Genomic DNA, 18513 nt, shown 5'->3' on the forward strand with positions numbered 1-18513 from the left:
CCGGACCGGCTTGTCCTGACCAGACGAGAAGGTATTCTCCTCGGGCATATTGCCGGGGAGAATACCTTTTCATGCCCGAACCGCGTCCATTCCGCTGATTGCAATGAGTCGCATCCGGCGCGCGATGGGCTGGGCGAGGCCCGGCCGTTCGACGTCACGCATCATCGCGCGTTTCAGGCGATGCTGGCTGTGTGCGGCGATCCCGAAACATTGGCGGTCAAGCAGCGTGTGATCGATGCCGTGCTTACCGGCGAGCCGCCTTCGGCGGTCGCCTCTGGTCGTCACGGTCGAACCAGCATCCGCATCGCCTTGCGGCAGATGAAATCCCAAGGATATGCATCAACGGCGCTGGACACTTGGCTTGCCAGTTTCGATCCAGGCAGCCCGAACGAGCAGAATGAAGATGCGGATCTGCACGAGCATGATTGATTTGGAAAGAAAGCGACATCATTTCGACCAAAAATAACGCTTTCTGTGATCAGATCCCGTGATAAATGAAGCCGCAAAACCTCTCGACGATTTCTGTCGCAACTCGAATGGCGTGACAGGAGAGAATGTCGAAGCTGCCGCCGATTCCTAAACAGATTCGGGTGGGCCTGGGGTCAAAAACAACATAGTAGATTGAGACAGACTTGAAATGACGAATGACGATCAAGGCCGCGACGACCGGGCGGCAAAGGCGGCCGAGGCCGCCAAGTCCGCGATGGCCGAGCGGGAAGCCGCCACGAAAGCCACGCTCGATAACATGGCGAGGTTGAGGGCATTGCGGCTGGCGCGCGAAGCTGCCGAGCCGCCGCGCGCGCCCGCGACGAAGAAGGCGCGCGCCGCCAAGGCACGGAAGCCGGCGGAGAAGGCCCCGGCCCTTTCCGACTGGCTGGCGAACCAGCAAAGCGGCGGACGGCGAATCTGAGCGAGCCGCGCAAAAGTCCGGTGCGTTACGCCGGCCCCGGCCAATCGATCAGCGATCGCGTCTTGTTCTCGGCATCGTAGACCTGCACCTGCAGCATCTGGAAGCGGTTCTTCAACGCCATACCCGCTTCCTCCGCCGCCTCAACCGTATCGTGATGCGACTTGAAGTGACCATCGACCACCAGCGAGTAACCGGAGGTTGGCGCCTTGTCGGCACGGATGGTCTTGCGCGGCTGCGGTTCATCCAGCGCAATGCGGGGCTTCTTCATACTGGCTCCATGTAAGGCCCTTCGGGCCGCAGCCGCAAAAAGGGCGGGAAGAATTGTCTGATCGGCGCTAGGATGCCGGCCAAACGCGGCAGATTGAGGTCATGCCGTTACCCTGAGTCGGCGCGCAGCGCAAACGCCGATTGATCCGGCAGGAGGCATCACATGGACGGAACGGGCAGGAAGAACGAACCTCCGAAAAAAGCGGACGACAAGCCGAAAAAGCCGGAACGCATTCCGGCCGAGGACGAGGATGACGAGGACGGCGACATCGCAACGCCGAAGCGCGACCGCACGGGTAATGACGACGAGCCGTTGTGAGCGCAGCATACCAAGGTGTCATCGCCTGCGAAGGCGGGCGATCCAGTACGCCGAGACTTTCCGTACAACGTCGGCGCCGCGGAATACCGGTCAAGCCGGGCGATGACGGGCTGTGTCTAGTCAAGCTCCTCCCCCTCGATCGCCCGGATACTTCGGAGATCAAGCATATGCGCACTAAACCCGCCCCGCGCAAGTTTGACCGCGAGCTTCGGCGAGGCCAGCAGCAATGCCGCCGTCATCGCCAGCGGCACGGCACTGAGCCAGTCTAACTGCACTGGCATGAGTTCTTCGCTGCTGCCGGCATAAGGCCCTCTCCTCGCAACGAGATACCGGCACTCCCTGACAATGTCGCGCCGCGTGCCGCCGCGCGCCCCACATCCGAGCAACGCCTGTATCGCCAGATGCGTAAGCACGCCGTTGCTACTTGCGGGCAATGCTTCCGGCGTTTCGCCGAGCGAGATCCGAAGCAGGAGCCCGACCAAATCGACACCGGATCGATACGCATTCATCGGCTCGACCAGCCGTGGATTGCAATCGATCAGCAAGGGCGGATCGTTATCGCTGCGCATGAGATAATCAACGGATAGCGCGCCATGCCAGTCGAGCGCCTGTCCGATCTTCTCGAGATAGGTCCGCACCACCGGCCGGCTCACGCTCTGCTTGATGGCCTCGCCGCCGCCGATACCCGCGGCCACCTGCCGATAGGCATGAAAGCCGATCAGTTGGCCGCGGCAGAACACCGACTGCGCCTTCTCGGTGGTGCCTGCGATGAGGTCTTGCATCAGCACTTCGCTGGTGAATGCATCGCTGGCCGCAAGATCGCGCAGCGCGCCTTCGAAATCGTCCGCGCTGTGCACGAACCAGATGCCGCGGCTCGCGGTGCCGACGGAAGTTTTCACGACGGCCGGAAAGCGGATCGCGTCACGGACAGCCTGAGCCGATGTGACGATCCGCGTCAGCGGCTGCGGCACCTCCAGCCGATCGAGCACGCGGCTGAATCCGGCCTTGCTATGCGCTTGCCGATAGTTCTCAAAATCCGGCAGCGCGATCCCGGCGCGGCCCGCGATGCGGTGCGCGACCCGCGCAAATAAAAATCCCTGCTCATGCGTCGGCAGCAGAACATCGAATTTTCCATCGGCCAGAAGCTGTTCGATAAGGGCCAGATAACCGGCCGGGTCATTCCGCAGCCCGGGACAGCGGTGAAATTTCCGAACGAAGCGAGAAAACCGCGAAAGACACCAGGGCGAGGGATCGCAGACCTCGACGTGATGGCCCGACAGCCCCAGAATAGTCACCGCCTCCCGGGACGAGGTACTGGAACCTTCGGAGACGAGCACCCGGAGCGGCTTAGCGGGATCAGGCATATCGGATCATTGCCGCGCCAAGCCGCCTTTGTCTTCCGATTTCCTGAGCCATTCGCACGCCCCTGCCCTCCGCCGGGGCAGCCATGCAGCTGCATTCATGGACAAATAACGGCCTGCCTATATTTTCAGCCCGCCCAGCCGGGCCGCAAGTCACACAGGATTTTGAGCTGACATGGTCGATATTCTGGCCGCACCGCAACAGGCCAAGGCGGACACATCGCTGCGCACGCTCGCGGCGATCTCGGTCGCCCATTGGGTCAGCCATTTCCATCTGTTCGTGCTGCCGATGCTGTTTCCGTTCCTGAAAGAACAGCTTGGCGTCGGCTATATCGAGCTGGGTTTTGCGCTGACCGTCTTCGGCGTCGTCTCCGGCCTGACGCAGGCTCCGATCGGCTATCTCGCCGACCATATCGGCGCGCGAAAGGTTTTGCTGATCGGTCTCACCGTCGGCGGCCTGGCGCTGATCATGCTCGGCCTGCATCTGAGCTACGCCTCGCTGATCGCCTGCGCCGTCCTGCTCGGCCTCGCCAACAGCGTCTATCACCCCTGTGACTATGCGATCCTGTCGACACATATGGATACACGGCGGATGGGCCGCGCGTTTTCGGTCCATACCTTTGCCGGCTTCCTTGGCGGCGCGGTGGCGCCCGCGATCATGGCTGCGCTGGTGGCCGCCGTCGGCGGACTCGGCGCGCTGATCGTGGCCGGTGCGGTTGGGCCAGTGGTGGCGCTGCTGTTGATTGCCGTGAAAATTCCCGATGCGAGTTCTGCCGATCGCAAGGTCGACGGCGCAGCGGCGCCGCAGCAGCAGAGCATCGTGACGCCGGCGCTCATCGTGCTGACGATCTTCTTCATGCTGCTCGGCCTTTCCAACGCCGGCATCAGCAATTTCGGCGTGGTCGCGCTGATGAGCGGCTATGGCGTGACATTCCACGCCGCCAATATCGCGCTTACCGCCTTTCTCGGCGCCAGCGCAGCCGGCGTGCTGGCCGGCGGCTATCTCGCCGACCGCACCAAGCGTCACGGCAATGTCGCTGCCGCCTGCTTTGCGATCAACGCCATCATCATCACGATTATTGCGGCGACCAACCTGCCGCCGGTCGTGCTGACCGCCGCGATGGGGCTGGCCGGATTCCTCGGCGGCGTCATCGCACCCTCGCGCGACATGCTGGTTCGTAACGCTGCTCCCGCGGGGGCCGCAGGCCGCGCCTTCGGCATTGTCTCTACCGGCTTCAATTTCAGTGGTATTCTTTCGCCGCTTTTGTTCGGCTGGATCATGGACCAGCACCTGCCGCATTGGGTTTTCGGCGCGTCCGTCGCCTTCATGGTGCTGACGGTCCTGCTGGCGCTGGTGACCGACCGCAAGCCGGCGGAACCCGTCAAGGCATAACGCGGTCTCTATTTTACGCGTTTTCTTCACGCGAACCGGTACCCATCCCCGGATCAATTCCGAGGGCATGCTTCGCGCGAAAACGCTTCCGATGCATTCCTGAACCCCATCCCCGGCGGTTGACTGTGCCTTGTGACGCCGGATGATGCAGCAACAAGAACAGCACCGGGATGGAAGCCATGACCTCGACCCCCGACCTCGTGATCCGCGGCGGCACCATTGCCGATGGCAAGGGTGGTGAATTGTTCGAAGCGGACGTTGCGATTGCAGGTGGCCGCATCGCCGAAGTCGGCAAGGTTGCCGCGAAGGGCAAGGAAGAGATCGACGCCAGGGGCAGACTGGTCACGCCGGGCTTTGTCGACGTCCACACCCATTATGACGGACAGGTCACCTGGAGCCAGGACATCACGCCCTCGTCACAGAACGGCGTCACCACGGCGATCATGGGCAATTGCGGCGTCGGTTTTGCGCCGTGTCGTCCGGCTGACCATGTCAGGCTGATCCAACTGATGGAAGGCGTCGAGGATATCCCCGAGCCGGTACTGAGCGCCGGCATTCCCTGGGCGTGGGAGAGCTTCCCGGACTACATGGACTGGCTGTCCAAACGAAACTTCGACATGGACATCGGCGCGCAACTGCCGCACGCGGCGCTGCGCGTCTATGTGATGGGCGAGCGCGGCGCGCGCCGCGATCCCGCAACGCCGGAGGACAACAGGGCGATGGCGGCGCTCGCCGGGGACGCCGTGCGATCAGGCGCATTGGGATTCTCGACATCGCGCACTCTCAACCACCGCACCTCGACGGGCGACTACACGCCGACGCTGAAAGCGGGCGAAGATGAATTGACCGCGATCGCCGGCGCGATGCATGGCGTCGGCCGCAGCGTGCTGCAATTCGTGCTCGACCAGAGCACCGTACACGAAGACCTGCCGATGATGCTGCGGGTCGCTGAAAAGACCAGGTGCCCGATCTCATTTTCCGTCGCCCAGGCCGACAAGGCGCCGCGGCGCTGGCGGCAGACGATGGACACCATCAACGAAGCCGCCGCCCGCGGCCTCTCGATCACGACCCAGATTGCCGCGCGGCCCGTCGGGTTGCTGCTTGGCCTGGAATTGTCGCGCAATCCGTTCCAGACCCATCCGAGCTACCGCGCCATCGCCAACCTTCCGCTGGCGGAGCGGCTCACGCATTTGCGCCGGCCCGAGGTGCGCGCGGCCATCCTGAACGAGACGGCGACGGCAACCGACGACCCGCTGTTCTTCCGGCCGAACTACGACAAGATGTACCTGCTGGGTGATCCCCCTGATTACGAGCAGCCGCCGGAAAATGCGCTCGGCCCGCAGGCCCGCCGTCAGGGCCGACAGCCGGAAGAACTCGCCTATGAAGCGATGCTGACGGACGAGGGCCGCGGCATGCTCTATGTGCCGTTCCTCAATTATGCCGACGGCAATCTCGATGCCGTGCATGAGATGCTTCGCGAACCCAGCGCCGTGCCCGGCCTTTCCGACGGTGGTGCGCATTGCGGCATCATCTGCGACGCCAGTTTCCCGACCTATCTTTTGACACACTGGACACGCGACCGCAGCCGCGGCGAAAAGCTGTCGATTCCGTTCGTAGTCGCCGCGCAGTCGCGCAAGACCGCGCTCTCGGTCGGCCTCTACGATCGTGGCGTGATCGCGCCCGGCTTCAAGGCCGACGTCAACGTGATCGACTACGACCGCCTGCATCTGCATCCGCCGAAGGTGCATTACGACCTCCCCGTCGGCGGCCGCCGCCTGATGCAGCAGGTCGACGGTTATGATGCCACCATCGTCTCCGGCGTGGTGACACAGCGCGGCGGCAAGGCCACCGGCGCCCGCCCGGGCAAACTGGTGCGCGGTGCGCAGGGTTCAAAACCGCAGTTCGACGCGGCGGCGAGTTAGCTGGGGCATCGCCTCATACGCGGTGTCGTCCCTGCCGGCAGTAAGCCGTAGCCCGGGTGAAGCGAAGCGCAACCCGGGATTCTCACAGGCGGATGGGCTTGCCCCGGATTTCGCTTCGCTCCATCCGGGCTACGAACCTCACGCGAATTTCGGCTGCGCGGCGGCCTGCGCCATCAGCCTTGCGCGTTCCGTGTTCGGCCAGAGCAACAGCAGGCCAAGCAGGCCCGATGCCGCCATGATCACGGCATTGATGGTGAAGCCGGTCATGTAGCCGTCGAGCGGCACCGCCGCGTTCTGGATCACCGCGCCCATCACGAAAGGAGCGATCATCCCGGCCAGCGTATAGATCGCGCCATAGATCGCGATGACGGCGCCGCGCTGCTGCACCGGCGTGAATTCGCCGAGCATCGGCGGGCAGACCACATAAATCGAGCCACAGAGCCCGGAACCGATCACGAGAAAGGCGATCTGCCATCCGGCACCGTTGACGTATGGCAGCACCGCAAGGATCAGCCCGCCAATGATCAAGGGTACCGAACCGAGCACGCCACGGGCGCCGCGCGTGGTGTAACCGCGCGTCAGCATCACCTGCGAGATCCACCCCGTCAGCAGCACGATGACCGCGCCGAATACCCAGGGCAAAACCGAAATCCAGCCCGCATCCTTTTGCGAGAAGCCGAGCCCCTTGACGATGAATGGCGTGAACCAGGTCAAGCCGAGCGACAGCGCCCAATAGGCGCCGAAGGTGGCAGCGACGCAGCCGATGAAGGTCCGCGACGTCAGAAGCTGCACATAGGGAACGCGCGGATCGGCTGATGCCGTCGTAACGGTCTGAACCAGCGGTCCTTCCTTGCCCATCACCAGCCACGCCGCCACCCACAGCAAGCCGACCACGCCAAGCGCGCCGAACGCATAGTGCCAGCTATGATTGACGATGATCCAGTTCAGCGCGGGCACCGCGAGAATCACACCGAACGCCGAGCCCTGCGAGAGGATGGCGGTTGGTAGCGTCCGCTTCTCGTCGGGAAACCATTTGTAGATCGCATGCGCAGCCACAGCGAATGCCGGACCCTCGCCGGCGCCGAGGATGATGCGGCAGATGACGAGCGTCGTGAACCCGACGGTGCCGACCATGGGGAATTGCGATATCGACCAGATGATGGCCATCACAAGCAGCACCCAGCGGGTGTCGACGCGGTTGACGATGAAACCGACGACGATGGCCGAGATTGAAAACAGGAAGAAGAACGAGGAGCCAAGGAAACCGAATTGCTCCGGCGACAGTTTCAACTCGTCCATGATCGGCGCGCCAGCCAGGCCAACCACGATCTTGTCGGCGAAGTTCACCAGCATGAACAGAAACAGCAGGAAGGTGATCTTCCAGGCGCCCTTGGGCGTCGCTTGCGCGGTCATGGCAGGTTTCCCCGTTTTGTCTTTGCTGGCTCTGTGGGATTGGCCGGTTCCAATGCTACAAGGGGGTTCCCGCGCAAGGCAACCCGGATTTTCACACAAGGCGCCCGCGCCGCAAACTGCTAGCTGAAAGGGCAGGCGCAGGCCACAACTGGATCACGATCACGCGGTAGCGCGATTGAGGCCGTGATCCGGTGCAACAGCGCTGATATGTTGCAATGCCATCACGTCAGGGGGAGCTTACATGGTCAAATCGGTCCATCTTCGCGCATGACCAACGGCAGTCCCATCGTGCCCAACGTGACCGGTCATGTTCTTCACGTGACCGGCCTGACCAAGAGCTACCGCGCCGCCGGCGAAGAGGTCGCGGTGTTGCGCGGGGTGAACCTTATGGTCGCTGCCGGCGAGAGCGTAGCGCTGACAGGGGAATCCGGCAGCGGCAAGAGCACGCTCCTGCACTTGATCGCCGGCCTCGATGCCGCCGATGGCGGCGAGATCAGGCTGGCCGATGCGTCGGTTTCCGAGCTCAGCGATGCCGGCCGGGCGGAATTGCGCCGCGACCGGCTCGGCCTGGTGTTTCAGCAATACAACCTGATTCCGAGTCTCACGGTGGAAGACAACCTGGTTTTCCAGTCGCGCATCGCCGGCCGTCATGATGCGGCCTGGCACCACGAACTGGTCGAGCGGCTCGGGCTCGGCCGTTTCCTGAAACGCTATCCCGAACAATTGTCCGGCGGCCAGCAGCAGCGTGTCGCGATCGGCCGCGCGCTGGCAACAAAGCCGCTGCTACTGCTCGCGGACGAGCCGACCGGCAATCTCGACGAGGACACCGCGGACGAAGTGCTGGCACTGGCGCGCGATCTGGTGACGCGCAGCGGCTGCGGGTTTCTGATGGTGACGCACAGCGCACGGCTCGCCGCAACGCTCGACCGGCAGGTCAATCTCCATGCCGGAGTGATCGCGTGAAACGCGCGCTGTGGACGCTGGCCGTGCTGCTGAGCCATTGGCGGCGGCATCCGATGCAACTCGCGACCCTGCTGATCGGGTTGATCTCGGCGACCGCGCTGTGGAGCGGCGTGCAGGCGCTCAACCAGCAGGCACGCACCTCCTATGACCGTGCCGCCGCCATGTTCGGCGGCACGCGCACCGCCATGCTGGTCGCCCGCAGCGGCGCAACCCTTCCGCAACAACTCTTCGTCGATCTGCGCCGCGCCGGCTGGCCGGTTTCGCCGGTGCTGGAGGGCCGCATCCAGATCGAGGGACGGTCGTTCCGTCTGTTGGGCATCGAGCCGGTGACGCTACCCGCCGAAGTCGGGAACGCGCCGACAATCGGCAAGGCCGGCCTGCAATCCTTCATGACACCGCCGGGCGAAATGCTGGTCGCGCCGGAAACGCTTGCCGATCTCAAGCTCGCCGAGGGCGCGCGCCCACAAGCCAATGGCGGCGCATCACTGCCGCCGCTTCGCGTGCAGCCGAACCTGGTGCCCGGCGTGCTGGTCGTCGACATCGGCATCGCGCAGAGCATCCTGAAAATGCCGGACCAACTTTCGCGCCTTCTGATCGGCAAGACGACAAGCAGGCACGCGCCGCTCGAAAGCGTTGCCGGCGACAAGCTTCGCCTGATTAAGCCCGATGCCGAGACCGACCTCGAGCGCCTCACCGACAGTTTCCACCTGAACCTGACTGCTTTCGGATTGCTGTCGTTCTTTGTCGGCCTGTTCATCGTCAATTCGGCGATCGGTCTCGCCTTCGAGCAGCGCCTTCCGACCTTGCGCACCCTGCGCGCCTGCGGCGTCTCCGCGCGGATGATGAACGTCGTGCTGGTGATCGAACTGGTGTCGCTGGCGCTGGCTGCGGGGCTGATCGGCCTCGTTTGCGGCTACTTCATCGCCGGGGCGCTGCTGCCCGATGTCGCCGCATCGCTGCGCGGGCTCTACGGCGCGCAGATTCCTGGACATCTGACGCTCAAGCCGCAATGGTGGATCGCGGGCGTCGCCATCAGTATTCTCGGCGCGCTCGCTGCGGCCGCCGCCAGCCTGACCAAGGCGCTGCGACTGCCGCTACTCGCCACCGCCCAGCCTTTCGCCTGGCAACAGGCGCAGCGGCGCTGGCTGACCTACCAGAGCGCGCTGGCGCTCGCGGCGTTCGCTGCAGCCGGTTGCTTTCTCTGGTTTGGCGATTCCCTGATTGCGGGCTTTGCCGTGCTCGCCGCACTGATGCTCGGCGCCGCGCTGATCCTGCCGATGCTTCTGGAGATCGTGCTGTCGCTTGGCCAGCGCTACGCGCGGGCCCCGCTCGGCATCTGGTTCTGGGCCGACAGCCGCCAGCAGCTGTCCGGTTTGTCGCTCGCCCTGATGGCGCTATTGCTGGCGCTGTCAGTCAATGTCGGCGTCTCCACCATGGTCGAGAGCTTTTCCCGCACCTTCCTGGTCTGGCTCGACGGGCGGCTGGCGGCGGATGTCTATGTCAACGCCGCCAACGACGAGCAGGCACACGAGATCAGGGCGTGGCTGCGCGAGCGTCGCGAGGTCGAGGCGGTGCTGCCCGGCGGCCGCGCCGATACGCAATTGGCCGGCGCGCCGCTCGAAGTGCTGGGTCTGCCCGATCACGCCACCTATCGCGACCACTGGCCGCTCTTACAATCGGCAGACGATGCCTGGATCAAGCTTCGCCCCGGCGACGCCGCGCTCGTCAGCGAACAACTGGCGCGGCGGCTTCATCTTTCCGTCGGCGACCGCATCGAGGTGCCCGCGTCAGGCGGCAACTGGACGCTCAACGTGGTCGGCATCTATGCCGACTACGGCAATCCCAAGGGCCAGATCGCGGTAAACTTCGCTGCGCTGACGCGGCGCTTTCCGGAAATCCCGCTGACGCGGATGGGATTGCGGGTTGCGCCGGCGAAAATCCCGGCGCTGATCTCGGCGCTGCAGGAAAAATTCGCCCTCGACAACCGCAACGTTGCCGATCAGGCAACGATGAAGGCGGAATCGACACGAATCTTCAACCGCACCTTTGCGGTGACGGCCGCATTGAACGCCTTCACGCTCGGCGTTGCCGGCGTTGCGCTATTGACGAGCCTGCTGACGCTGGCCAATTCCCGCCTGCCGCAACTGGCGCCATTATGGGCCATCGGCGTCACGCGTCGGCGGCTCGCGGCGATCGAGCTCCTGAAGACGATGTCGATGGCGCTGATCACCACACTCTTCGCGCTTCCTTTGGGTCTGCTGGTCGCGTGGTGCCTGCTCGCGATCGTCAACGTCAAGGCGTTCGGCTGGCGGTTGCCATTCCATGTCTTTCCGATGCAACTGTTGTGGCTCACCGGCGTTGCGATGGTGGCGGCGCTTGCGGCTTCCGCGCTTCCCGTCATCAGGCTGGCGCGCATGCAGCCGGCCAGCCTGATCAGGATTTTTGCCAATGAACGGTAGCGGCCCGATCACCCGCCGCGGCTTCCTCGGCGGCGCGCTCCTTGCCGGGCTGGGCGGCAGCGCGTTCGCACAGGGCTTTGCGGGTTTGAGCGAAAGCGCGGATGGATTTGCGCCTGTTGTCCCCGACAGGACATTCGCATTTCCCGCCGACCACGGACCGCATCCACAATTCCGCATCGAGTGGTGGTATGTGACGGCCAATCTCACGGATGCGCGCGGAACGGCTTACGGCGCACAGTGGACGCTATTTCGCCAGGCGATCGCAGCGGGCGGCCCGCAGGAAGGCTGGGCCAACCAGCAGATCTGGATGGGTCATGCCGCCGTCACGCGCGACGATACCCATCGCTTCAGCCAGACGTTTGCGCGCGGCGGCGTCGGCCAGGCTGGCGTCGAGGCGGCGCCGTTTCACGCCTGGATCGACGCCTGGGAGATGCGCGCCCTCGATTCCGTCAACGACGACAATATCGCACCGTGTGCCCTGAAAGCATCGGGCGCCGATTTCAGCTACGCGCTGCGCCTCGATGCGGAGCGGCCGCTGACGCTGCAGGGCGACGGCGGCTACAGCCGCAAATCACTGCGCGAACAGGCGTCTTACTATTACAGCCAGCCGCATTATGCGGCGGCGGGCATTCTCACCATTGACGACAAGCCCATCGACGTCACCGGCATGGCCTGGCTCGATCGCGAATGGAGCAGTCAGCCGCTGGCCGCGGACCAGAGCGGATGGGACTGGCTCTCGCTGCATTTCAATTCGGGCGACAAATTGATGCTGTACCGGATGCGCCAGAACGACGGCCAGCATTACGGCTCCGGCAAGTGGATCGCGCCCGACAACACGGTCGAGACCCTGGGCTCCGACGACATCGTCATGACGCCGCTGACCGTCACCAAGATCGAAGGACGAAAGATCCCGACTGCCTGGCGCATTGCGGTCGCAAAAATGGCACTGGCGATCGAATGCCGGCCGCTCAATCCCAGGAGCTGGATGGGCACAAGCTTTCCCTATTGGGAAGGCCCGATCCGCTTTGAAGGCAGCCACACGGGAGTGGGCTATCTGGAAATGACGGGCTATTAAGCCCGCGCACGAAACAGGAGGAAACTTGGCGATGTATCATCTCACCGCGCTCGTCACCTTGCTGGCGATCCTGGTCTATTTCTACTCGTCAGTTCTGGTGTCGCGGGCGCGCGGCACGTTCGGCGTCAAGCTGCCGGCAATTTCGGGCAATCCGGATTTCGAGCGCGTGTTTCGCGCGCAGATGAATACGCTGGAATGGCTGCCGATCTTCCTGCCGTCGCTGTGGCTGTTCGCGATCTATGTCAGCGACGGCATTGCCGCCGCGATCGGGCTGGTGTGGGTGATCGGCCGCATTCTCTACGTGCTCGGCTACGCCAGGGCGGTCAAGGACCGCAGCCTGGGTTTTGCAATCCAGGCGCTGGCGACGATTGCGCTGTGGGTGGGCGCGCTCGGCGCCATCGTGTGGCGGATTGTTCAGCAAGCCTTGTAGGGTGGGCAGAGGAGCGAAGCGACGTGCCCACCATCCATCAGCGAACGAGCTGCGAGATGGTGGGCACGCTTCGCTTTGCCCACCCTACGGCTTTTACTTCACCAGCGGGCAGCCCGAATCCTTGGCCGCGGGAAACGCCTTGTCGCCGGGCACGACGGCGAGCTGCTTGTAGTAATCCCACGGCTTCTTCGACTCCGACGGCTTCTTGACCTCGAACAGATAGAGGTCGTGCACCATGCGGCCGTTTTCCAGCACCTTGCCGCCTTGCGCGAAGTCGTCGTCCACCGGAAGCTCCTTCAGCTTCTTGGCGACCGCCTCGGTGTCCTTGGTGCCGGCGGCCTTCACCGCCTTCAGATATTGCAGCGTCGCCGAATAGGTGCCGGCCTGGATCATGTTCGGCATCCGGCCGGTGCGCTTGAAGAAGCGTTCGGCGAGGTTGCGGCTCTTGGGATCGCGGTCCCAGTAATAGCCTTCCGTCAGCACCAGACCTTGCGCGGCGTTGAGTCCGAGGCCGTGCACTTCGGCCAGGGTGAGCAACAGGCCGGCCAGCTTCTGGCCGCTCTTGACGATGCCGAATTCGGCGGCCTGCTTGATCGAATTTGTCGTGTCGAGGCCGGCATTAGCGAGGCCGATGATCTTGGCCTTCGAGCTCTGCGCCTGCAGCAGGAACGAGGAGAAATCCGACGAGTTCAGGGGAATGCGGACCGCGCCGAGCACCTTGCCGCCCTTCGCCTTGACGAAATCGCCGGTGTCCTTTTCCAGCGCATGGCCGAAGGCGTAGTCGGCGGTCATGAAGAACCAGCTATCGCCGCCGGATTCCACAAGCGCGCCGCCGGTGCCATAGGCGAGCGCGTGGGTATCGTAGGCCCAGTGAAAGCCGTAGGGCTGGCAGGCATCGCCGGTGAGGCGCGAGGTCGCTGCGCCCACGACGATGTCGATCTTCTTCATCTGCTTGGAAAGCTCGTGAATCGCGAGCGCGACCGAGGAGGTCGTCAGCTCCGTGATCATGTCGACGCCTTCGACCTCATACCAGCGCCGCGCGATCGCGGTGGCGAGATCCGCTTTGTTCTGGTGATCGGCGGAGATGATTTCGATCTTGTGCCCGAGAACCTCGCCACCAAAATCCTCGACCGCCATCTTGGCGGCCTCGAACGACCACTTGCCGCCATAATCGGCGTAGACGCCGGATTGGTCATTAAGAATACCGATCTTGACGCCCTGCGCCGATGCCGGCGCGGCGAGCAAGAGACCACCCAGCGCAACGGCGGCCAACAATCCCGACTTCATTTTTTTCTCCCGGAATTTTTGGTCAGAGGAACCTGGCGACATTATTCAATAACCCCGCAAGTGCCCATCCATTTCGGATAGGCCAAAAGTATTGGGGAACTCGGGAATGCGAGGCGCGCCAACGCCTCATCCGTCATTCCGGGGCGCGCGAAGCGCGAACGCGGAATCCATGTCGCGACGAGTTATGCGGCCCGATGGATTCCGGGTTCGCGACTTCGTCGCGCCCCGGAATGACAGCGCTGAAAGAACCTGCACCTAGGCCGCAACCGGCTTCTTGCCCTTCCCGTCCGCGAGATTGCGCACGATGACGTAGAAGATCGGCGTGAAGATCAGGCCGAACAGCGTCACGCCGAGCATGCCGAAGAAAACCGCGACGCCCACCGCCTGACGCATCTCGGAGCCGGAGCCCGACGAGATCACCAGCGGCAGCACGCCGAGAATGAAGGCGAACGACGTCATCAGGATCGGCCGCAAGCGCAGCCGGCAGGCTTCGATGACTGCCTCCAACCGCGCCTTGCCCTCGAGCTCGATATCGCGCGCGAACTCGACGATCAGAATAGCATTCTTGGCCGCCAACCCCACCAACACCACGAATCCGATCTGGGTCAGGATGTTGACGTCCTGTCCCATGATCCGCACGCCAATGGTAGCGGCAAGCAGGCACATCGGCACGATCAGGATGACCGCGAACGGCAGGCTCCAGCTGCCATATTGCGCCGCCAGCACCAGATAGACGAACAGCACGCAGATCGGAAACACGAGGAGGCCAGCTTGACCGCCGGTCACCTGCTGATAGGACAAATCCGTCCATTCAAAGCCGAAGCCGGTCGGCAGCGTCTCCTCGGCAAGCTTCTTCATGGTGGCGATGGCAGTCGCCGAGCTGGTGCCCGGCAGCGTGTCGCCCTGCAGCTCGGAAGCTGGATAGAGATTGTAGCGTGCGACGCGGTCGGGGCCGGAGATATCCTTGAAGTCCACGAGGCTGCCGAGCATCACCATGTCGCCGGCAGCGTTGCGGGTGCGCAGGCGCGAGAGATCAGCGCTCTCCTTCCGGAACGGCAGATCGGCCTGTGCCGTGACGCGATAGGTGCGCCCGAACAGGTTGAAGTCGTTGACATAAGTCGATCCGAAATAGGTCTGGATCGCCTCATTGATGTTCGCGATTGGCACGCCGAGCTTCTGCGCCTTCACGCGGTCGATATCGACGAACAATTGCGGCGTGTTGGCGGTAAACGGCGAGAACACCTGGGTCAGCCCCTGTGCCTTGCGGGCAGCGCCGACCAGTTCGTCGGTCGCAGCCGCCAGCAGTTCAGGGCCGCGCACCTGGCGATCCTGGATACGCATGGCGAAGCCGCCGCCGGTACCGATGCCGGGCACCGCCGGCGGCGGAATGACGACGATGAACGCGCCCTGGATGCTCGCAAGCCGCTTGCGCAGCTCACCGGCAATTGCGTCGGCGGACAGTCCCTTCTTGTGGCGAACCTCCGGATCTTCGAACACGGGGAATAGCGCCGCGGCGTTGCTCGCTTGCGTGCGGGTTGCGCCCGAGAAGCCCGCAAACGCCGCGACCCGGATGATGCCGGGCGTATCGAGCGCTCTTTTCTCGATCTCCCTGACGACCTCGGTCGTCCGCGCCAAAGAGGCCGCGCCCGGAAGCTGCACGGAGACGATGACGTAGCCGCGATCCTGCGGCGGAATGAAACCCTGCGGTGTGGTGACGAGCAACCATCCGGCGCCGCCGATCAGCGCCACATAGACCAATAGCATCACCACCGAATGCCGGATCACGAAATCGGCGGCGCGGGCGTAGCCATGCGAGAGCCGGTCGAAGCCGCGATTGAACGCGCCGGCAAACGCGTTCCAGCCGCGGGCGATGAAATTCCAGCGCGCCGGCGGCCGCTTGTCCGCATGCGGCTTCAGGATCTGCGAGGCCAACGCGGGCGACAGCGTCAACGAACAGAAACATGAAATCGCGGTCGCCACCGCAATGGTGACGGCGAATTGCTGGAAGAATTGCCCTGATATGCCGCCGAGAAACGCCGTCGGCACGAACACCGCGCACAGCACCAGCGCGATCGAAACCAGCGCGCTGCCGACCTCTTCCATGGTACGGAGCGCCGCATCGCGGCGGCTCATGCCGTGCTCGAGATGGCGCTCGACGTTTTCGACTACCACGATCGCGTCATCGACCACGATGCCGACCGCAAGCACCAAACCGAACAGGGTCAAATTGTTGATCGAGAAGCCCAGCGCAGCCATCACCGCAAAGGTGCCGACCAGCGATACCGGAATCGCGATGATAGGAATGATGGCCGGTCGCCAGCCCTGTAGGAACACGAGCACCACGAGCACGACCAGCGCCATCGCTTCGTAGATCGTCTTGATCAGCTCGCTGACGGACTGCGCAATGAATTCGGTCGGGTTGTAACCGATATTGTAGTCGAGCCCCTGTGGAAAGCTGGCTTTCAGCTTTTCCATCGTGTCCGAAATGCCCTTGGCGGTTGCCAGCGCGTTGGAGCCCGGCCGCTGGGTCACCAGCATGGCGACGGCGGATTTCCGCAGCATGAAGCTGTTGGTCGCATAGGCGAGCGCACCGAGCTCGATCCGCGCGACATCGCGCAGCCGCACGATACGCCCGTCGGCACCGGCCTTGACCACGATCTCCTCGAACTGTTTGGGATCCTTCAATCGGCCGGTGAAGGTAAGATTCGGCGAAAAGGCGCGGTCGGCAATCGGCGGTTCGGCGATCTGGCCGCCCGCGATCTGCACGTTCTGCGACCGGATCGCCGCAACTATTTCGCCCGCTGTCAGGCCCAGCGTGGAGACCTTGTCGGGATCGAGCCACAGCCGCATCGAATAGTCGCGCGCGCCGAAGATCTGGATGTCGCCGACGCCGTCGAGCCGGTCCAGCTGGTCGCGGACCCGCAGCAGCGCGTAGTTACTGATGTAGAGCTGGTCGAACGTGTCGTCCGGCGACAGCATGAACACGACCATCAGGATGTCGGGGCTGTTCTTGCGGGTGACCACGCCGCCGCGCTGCACTTCTTCGGGCAGCCGCGGCTGCGCAATCGCGACGCGGTTCTGCACCAGCACCTGCGCCTTGTCGAGATCGGTCCCGAGCTTGAACGTAACTGTTATCGTCAACTGTCCGTTCGAGGTCGCCTGGCTGTAGAGATACAGCATGTCCTCGACGCCGTTGATCTCCTGCTCGATCGGGGCGGCGACGGTGTCAGACACGGTTTGCGCCGAGGCGCCGGGATATTGCGTGGTAACCGTCACCGTCGGCGGAACCACTTGCGGATATTCCGCGACCGGCAGCGTGGTGTAGGCGATCGCGCCAACGATCATCAGCACGATCGACAGCACCATCGCAAGAATGGGCTGGTTGATGGAAAGCCGGCCAAGATTCATGTCTTGCCACCGGCCGGCTTGACCTCGGCGGTCTGCGGGGTGACTTTCGCACCCACGCGCGCCCGCTGCAGGCCGTCGACGATGACGCGGTCTTCAGCTTTTATCCCTTCGCGGATCACGCGCAGGCCTTCATCCAGCGGCCCAAGCGTCACCGGCTTCGCCTCGACCGTATTGTCGTCCTTGACGACAAAAACGATCTTGCGCGACTGGTCGGTCGCAATCGCGGTATCAGGCAGCAACAACGCCTCATAAGGCGCACTGCCGATGATCCGAACGCGGCCGAACTGGCCGGGGAGGATCGAAAGATCCTTGTTGGGGATGACCGCGCGGCTGCGCAGCGTCCCGGTCGAGACGTCCAGGCGGTTGTCCAGGAAATCCATCTTGCCGTCGTGCGATGGTTTGGTCTCGCCCGTGAGCGTTACCTGGACCGGGTTCGGCGTATCACGCGAGCTCGGCCGTTTGCCTTCAAACCAGAGCCGGCTGTTCCTCTGGTAAGTCGCTTCATCGACGTCGAAATAGATGTAGATCGGATCGAGCGAGACGATCGAGGTCAGCAGCGTGGATCCGCCATCGCTGCCCTGCACGAGGTTGCCGGGCGTGACGAGATGCCGGCTGACGCGGCCGGTGATCGGCGCCATCACATGGGTGAATTCGATGTTGAGCTTGGCGGCCTTGAGCAATCCTTCGGCCTGCATTTCCGCGGCGCGCGCCGCCTGCAGGGTCTGGCGCCGCTGGTCGACGATGGAATCCGACACGGCCTGGGTCTGGTTCAACGTCAATGCGCGATCGAGTTCGCGCCTGGCAAGCTCGGCCCTCGCCCGCGCGTCGGACAATTGGCCGTCGGCCTGCTCGGCGACCGCCTCGAACGGACGGGCGTCGATCACATAAAGCAGATCGCCCGCACGCACGATGCTACCGTCGCGGAATTCGACACTGGTCACGAAACCGCCGACGCGGGCGCGAACCTGGACTTCCTGAACCGCCTCGAACCGTCCGGTGAATTCATCCCAATCCGTAACCGTGCGTTTCACCGGTTGCGACACGGTGACCGTTGGCGGCGCCGCCGCCGGCTGTTGCGCCGCCTTGTCGCCGCAGGCGGACAGCGCCAGCGCGAGCAGCGGGGCCAGCCAACCGAGGCGACGAAGTGCGGGGTTATCGATGTTTGCCGGTGCAGCCGGACTTTCCAATTGCTCGGTCGTGCTCAATCCCATCTCTCCTGCACTCACAATCCTGATCGATGGAAGCGGCTGCCATGGAACCTTGAAGGGCGGAGGCCACAGATGTGATCAGTTCCCAGTCTCGTCAA

15 protein-coding genes are annotated in these 18513 nt (G+C 63.7%); 9 read left to right on the forward strand and 6 right to left on the reverse strand.

Annotated features, from left to right (window positions below; all coding sequences use genetic code 11):
* Positions 1-48 precede the first annotated feature (48 nt).
* Together AC0QUY_RS15550 and AC0QUY_RS15555 are read left to right on the forward strand one after the other, a co-directional pair.
* The gene (locus AC0QUY_RS15550) at positions 49-429 is read left to right on the forward strand and encodes a DUF6925 family protein (protein ID WP_475387540.1); all 381 of its coding nucleotides are present in this window, start codon (positions 49-51) and stop codon (positions 427-429) included.
* 208 nt (positions 430-637) lie between these two features.
* Positions 638-910: a hypothetical protein gene (locus AC0QUY_RS15555; protein WP_161850641.1), complete on the forward strand. Its 273-nt coding sequence runs from the start codon at positions 638-640 to the stop codon at positions 908-910.
* A gap of 25 nt (positions 911-935) precedes the next feature.
* Here the strand turns inward: AC0QUY_RS15555 and AC0QUY_RS15560 are convergent, their stop codons facing one another.
* Entirely contained in the window at positions 936-1178 is a 243-nt protein-coding gene (locus AC0QUY_RS15560) for a hypothetical protein (protein ID WP_057860418.1), read from the reverse strand.
* 162 nt (positions 1179-1340) lie between these two features.
* Between AC0QUY_RS15560 and AC0QUY_RS15565 the strand changes: the two genes are divergently transcribed.
* A complete protein-coding gene (locus AC0QUY_RS15565) occupies positions 1341-1496 on the forward strand; it encodes a hypothetical protein (protein WP_475387473.1) in 156 nt (51 codons plus the stop codon).
* Positions 1497-1612: 116 nt separating this feature from the next.
* On the opposite strand, the gene AC0QUY_RS15570 is transcribed toward AC0QUY_RS15565, so the two are convergent.
* Positions 1613-2860: a hypothetical protein gene (locus AC0QUY_RS15570; protein WP_475387474.1), complete on the reverse strand. Its 1248-nt coding sequence runs from the start codon at positions 2858-2860 to the stop codon at positions 1613-1615.
* A gap of 172 nt (positions 2861-3032) precedes the next feature.
* On the opposite strand from AC0QUY_RS15570, the gene AC0QUY_RS15575 reads away from it, so the two are divergent.
* Together AC0QUY_RS15575 and AC0QUY_RS15580 are read left to right on the forward strand one after the other, a co-directional pair.
* Positions 3033-4250 carry an MFS transporter gene (locus AC0QUY_RS15575; protein WP_475387475.1) on the forward strand — a complete coding sequence of 406 codons (1218 nt, stop codon included), beginning with the start codon at positions 3033-3035 and terminating at the stop codon, positions 4248-4250.
* Between the two features lie 179 nt (positions 4251-4429).
* On the forward strand, positions 4430-6172 hold the full coding sequence (locus AC0QUY_RS15580) for an N-acyl-D-amino-acid deacylase family protein (RefSeq protein WP_475387476.1): 1743 nt from the start codon (positions 4430-4432) through the stop codon (positions 6170-6172).
* 138 nt (positions 6173-6310) lie between these two features.
* On the opposite strand, the gene AC0QUY_RS15585 is transcribed toward AC0QUY_RS15580, so the two are convergent.
* Complete coding sequence (locus AC0QUY_RS15585; RefSeq protein ID WP_475387477.1) at positions 6311-7585, reverse strand: MFS transporter; 1275 nt, start codon at positions 7583-7585, stop codon at positions 6311-6313.
* Positions 7586-7852: 267 nt separating this feature from the next.
* Here AC0QUY_RS15585 and AC0QUY_RS15590 point away from each other — a divergent pair, with 267 nt between their 5' ends.
* Genes AC0QUY_RS15590 through AC0QUY_RS15605 form a run of 4 tightly spaced genes read left to right on the forward strand, consistent with a single transcriptional unit; the run spans position 7853 to position 12512 of the window.
* Complete coding sequence (locus AC0QUY_RS15590; RefSeq protein ID WP_161850646.1) at positions 7853-8548, forward strand: ABC transporter ATP-binding protein; 696 nt, start codon at positions 7853-7855, stop codon at positions 8546-8548.
* On the forward strand, positions 8545-11007 hold the full coding sequence (locus AC0QUY_RS15595; RefSeq protein WP_475387478.1) for an ABC transporter permease: 2463 nt from the start codon (positions 8545-8547) through the stop codon (positions 11005-11007). Before AC0QUY_RS15590 ends, AC0QUY_RS15595 begins: the two co-directional genes overlap by 4 nt.
* A complete protein-coding gene (locus AC0QUY_RS15600; RefSeq protein WP_475387479.1) occupies positions 10997-12082 on the forward strand; it encodes a lipocalin-like domain-containing protein in 1086 nt (361 codons plus the stop codon). The genes AC0QUY_RS15595 and AC0QUY_RS15600 overlap by 11 nt, the downstream gene beginning before the upstream one ends.
* A 31-nt stretch (positions 12083-12113) precedes the next feature.
* Positions 12114-12512, forward strand: coding sequence for an MAPEG family protein (locus AC0QUY_RS15605; RefSeq protein WP_475387480.1), 399 nt, complete (start codon positions 12114-12116; stop codon positions 12510-12512).
* 93 nt (positions 12513-12605) lie between these two features.
* On the opposite strand, the gene AC0QUY_RS15610 is transcribed toward AC0QUY_RS15605, so the two are convergent.
* From AC0QUY_RS15610 to AC0QUY_RS15620, 3 genes are all read right to left on the reverse strand, one after another.
* A complete protein-coding gene (locus AC0QUY_RS15610) occupies positions 12606-13799 on the reverse strand; it encodes an ABC transporter substrate-binding protein (RefSeq protein ID WP_475387481.1) in 1194 nt (397 codons plus the stop codon).
* 255 nt (positions 13800-14054) lie between these two features.
* Positions 14055-17207 (reverse strand): efflux RND transporter permease subunit, encoded by a 3153-nt coding sequence (locus AC0QUY_RS15615; RefSeq protein WP_475387482.1) that lies wholly within the window; start codon positions 17205-17207, stop codon positions 14055-14057.
* Complete coding sequence (locus AC0QUY_RS15620; RefSeq protein WP_475387541.1) at positions 17204-18367, reverse strand: efflux RND transporter periplasmic adaptor subunit; 1164 nt, start codon at positions 18365-18367, stop codon at positions 17204-17206. The genes AC0QUY_RS15615 and AC0QUY_RS15620 overlap by 4 nt, the downstream gene beginning before the upstream one ends.
* Positions 18368-18513: the final 146 nt, after the last annotated feature.

The sequence above is a fragment of the Bradyrhizobium sp. WYCCWR15520 genome, from assembly GCF_056174665.1.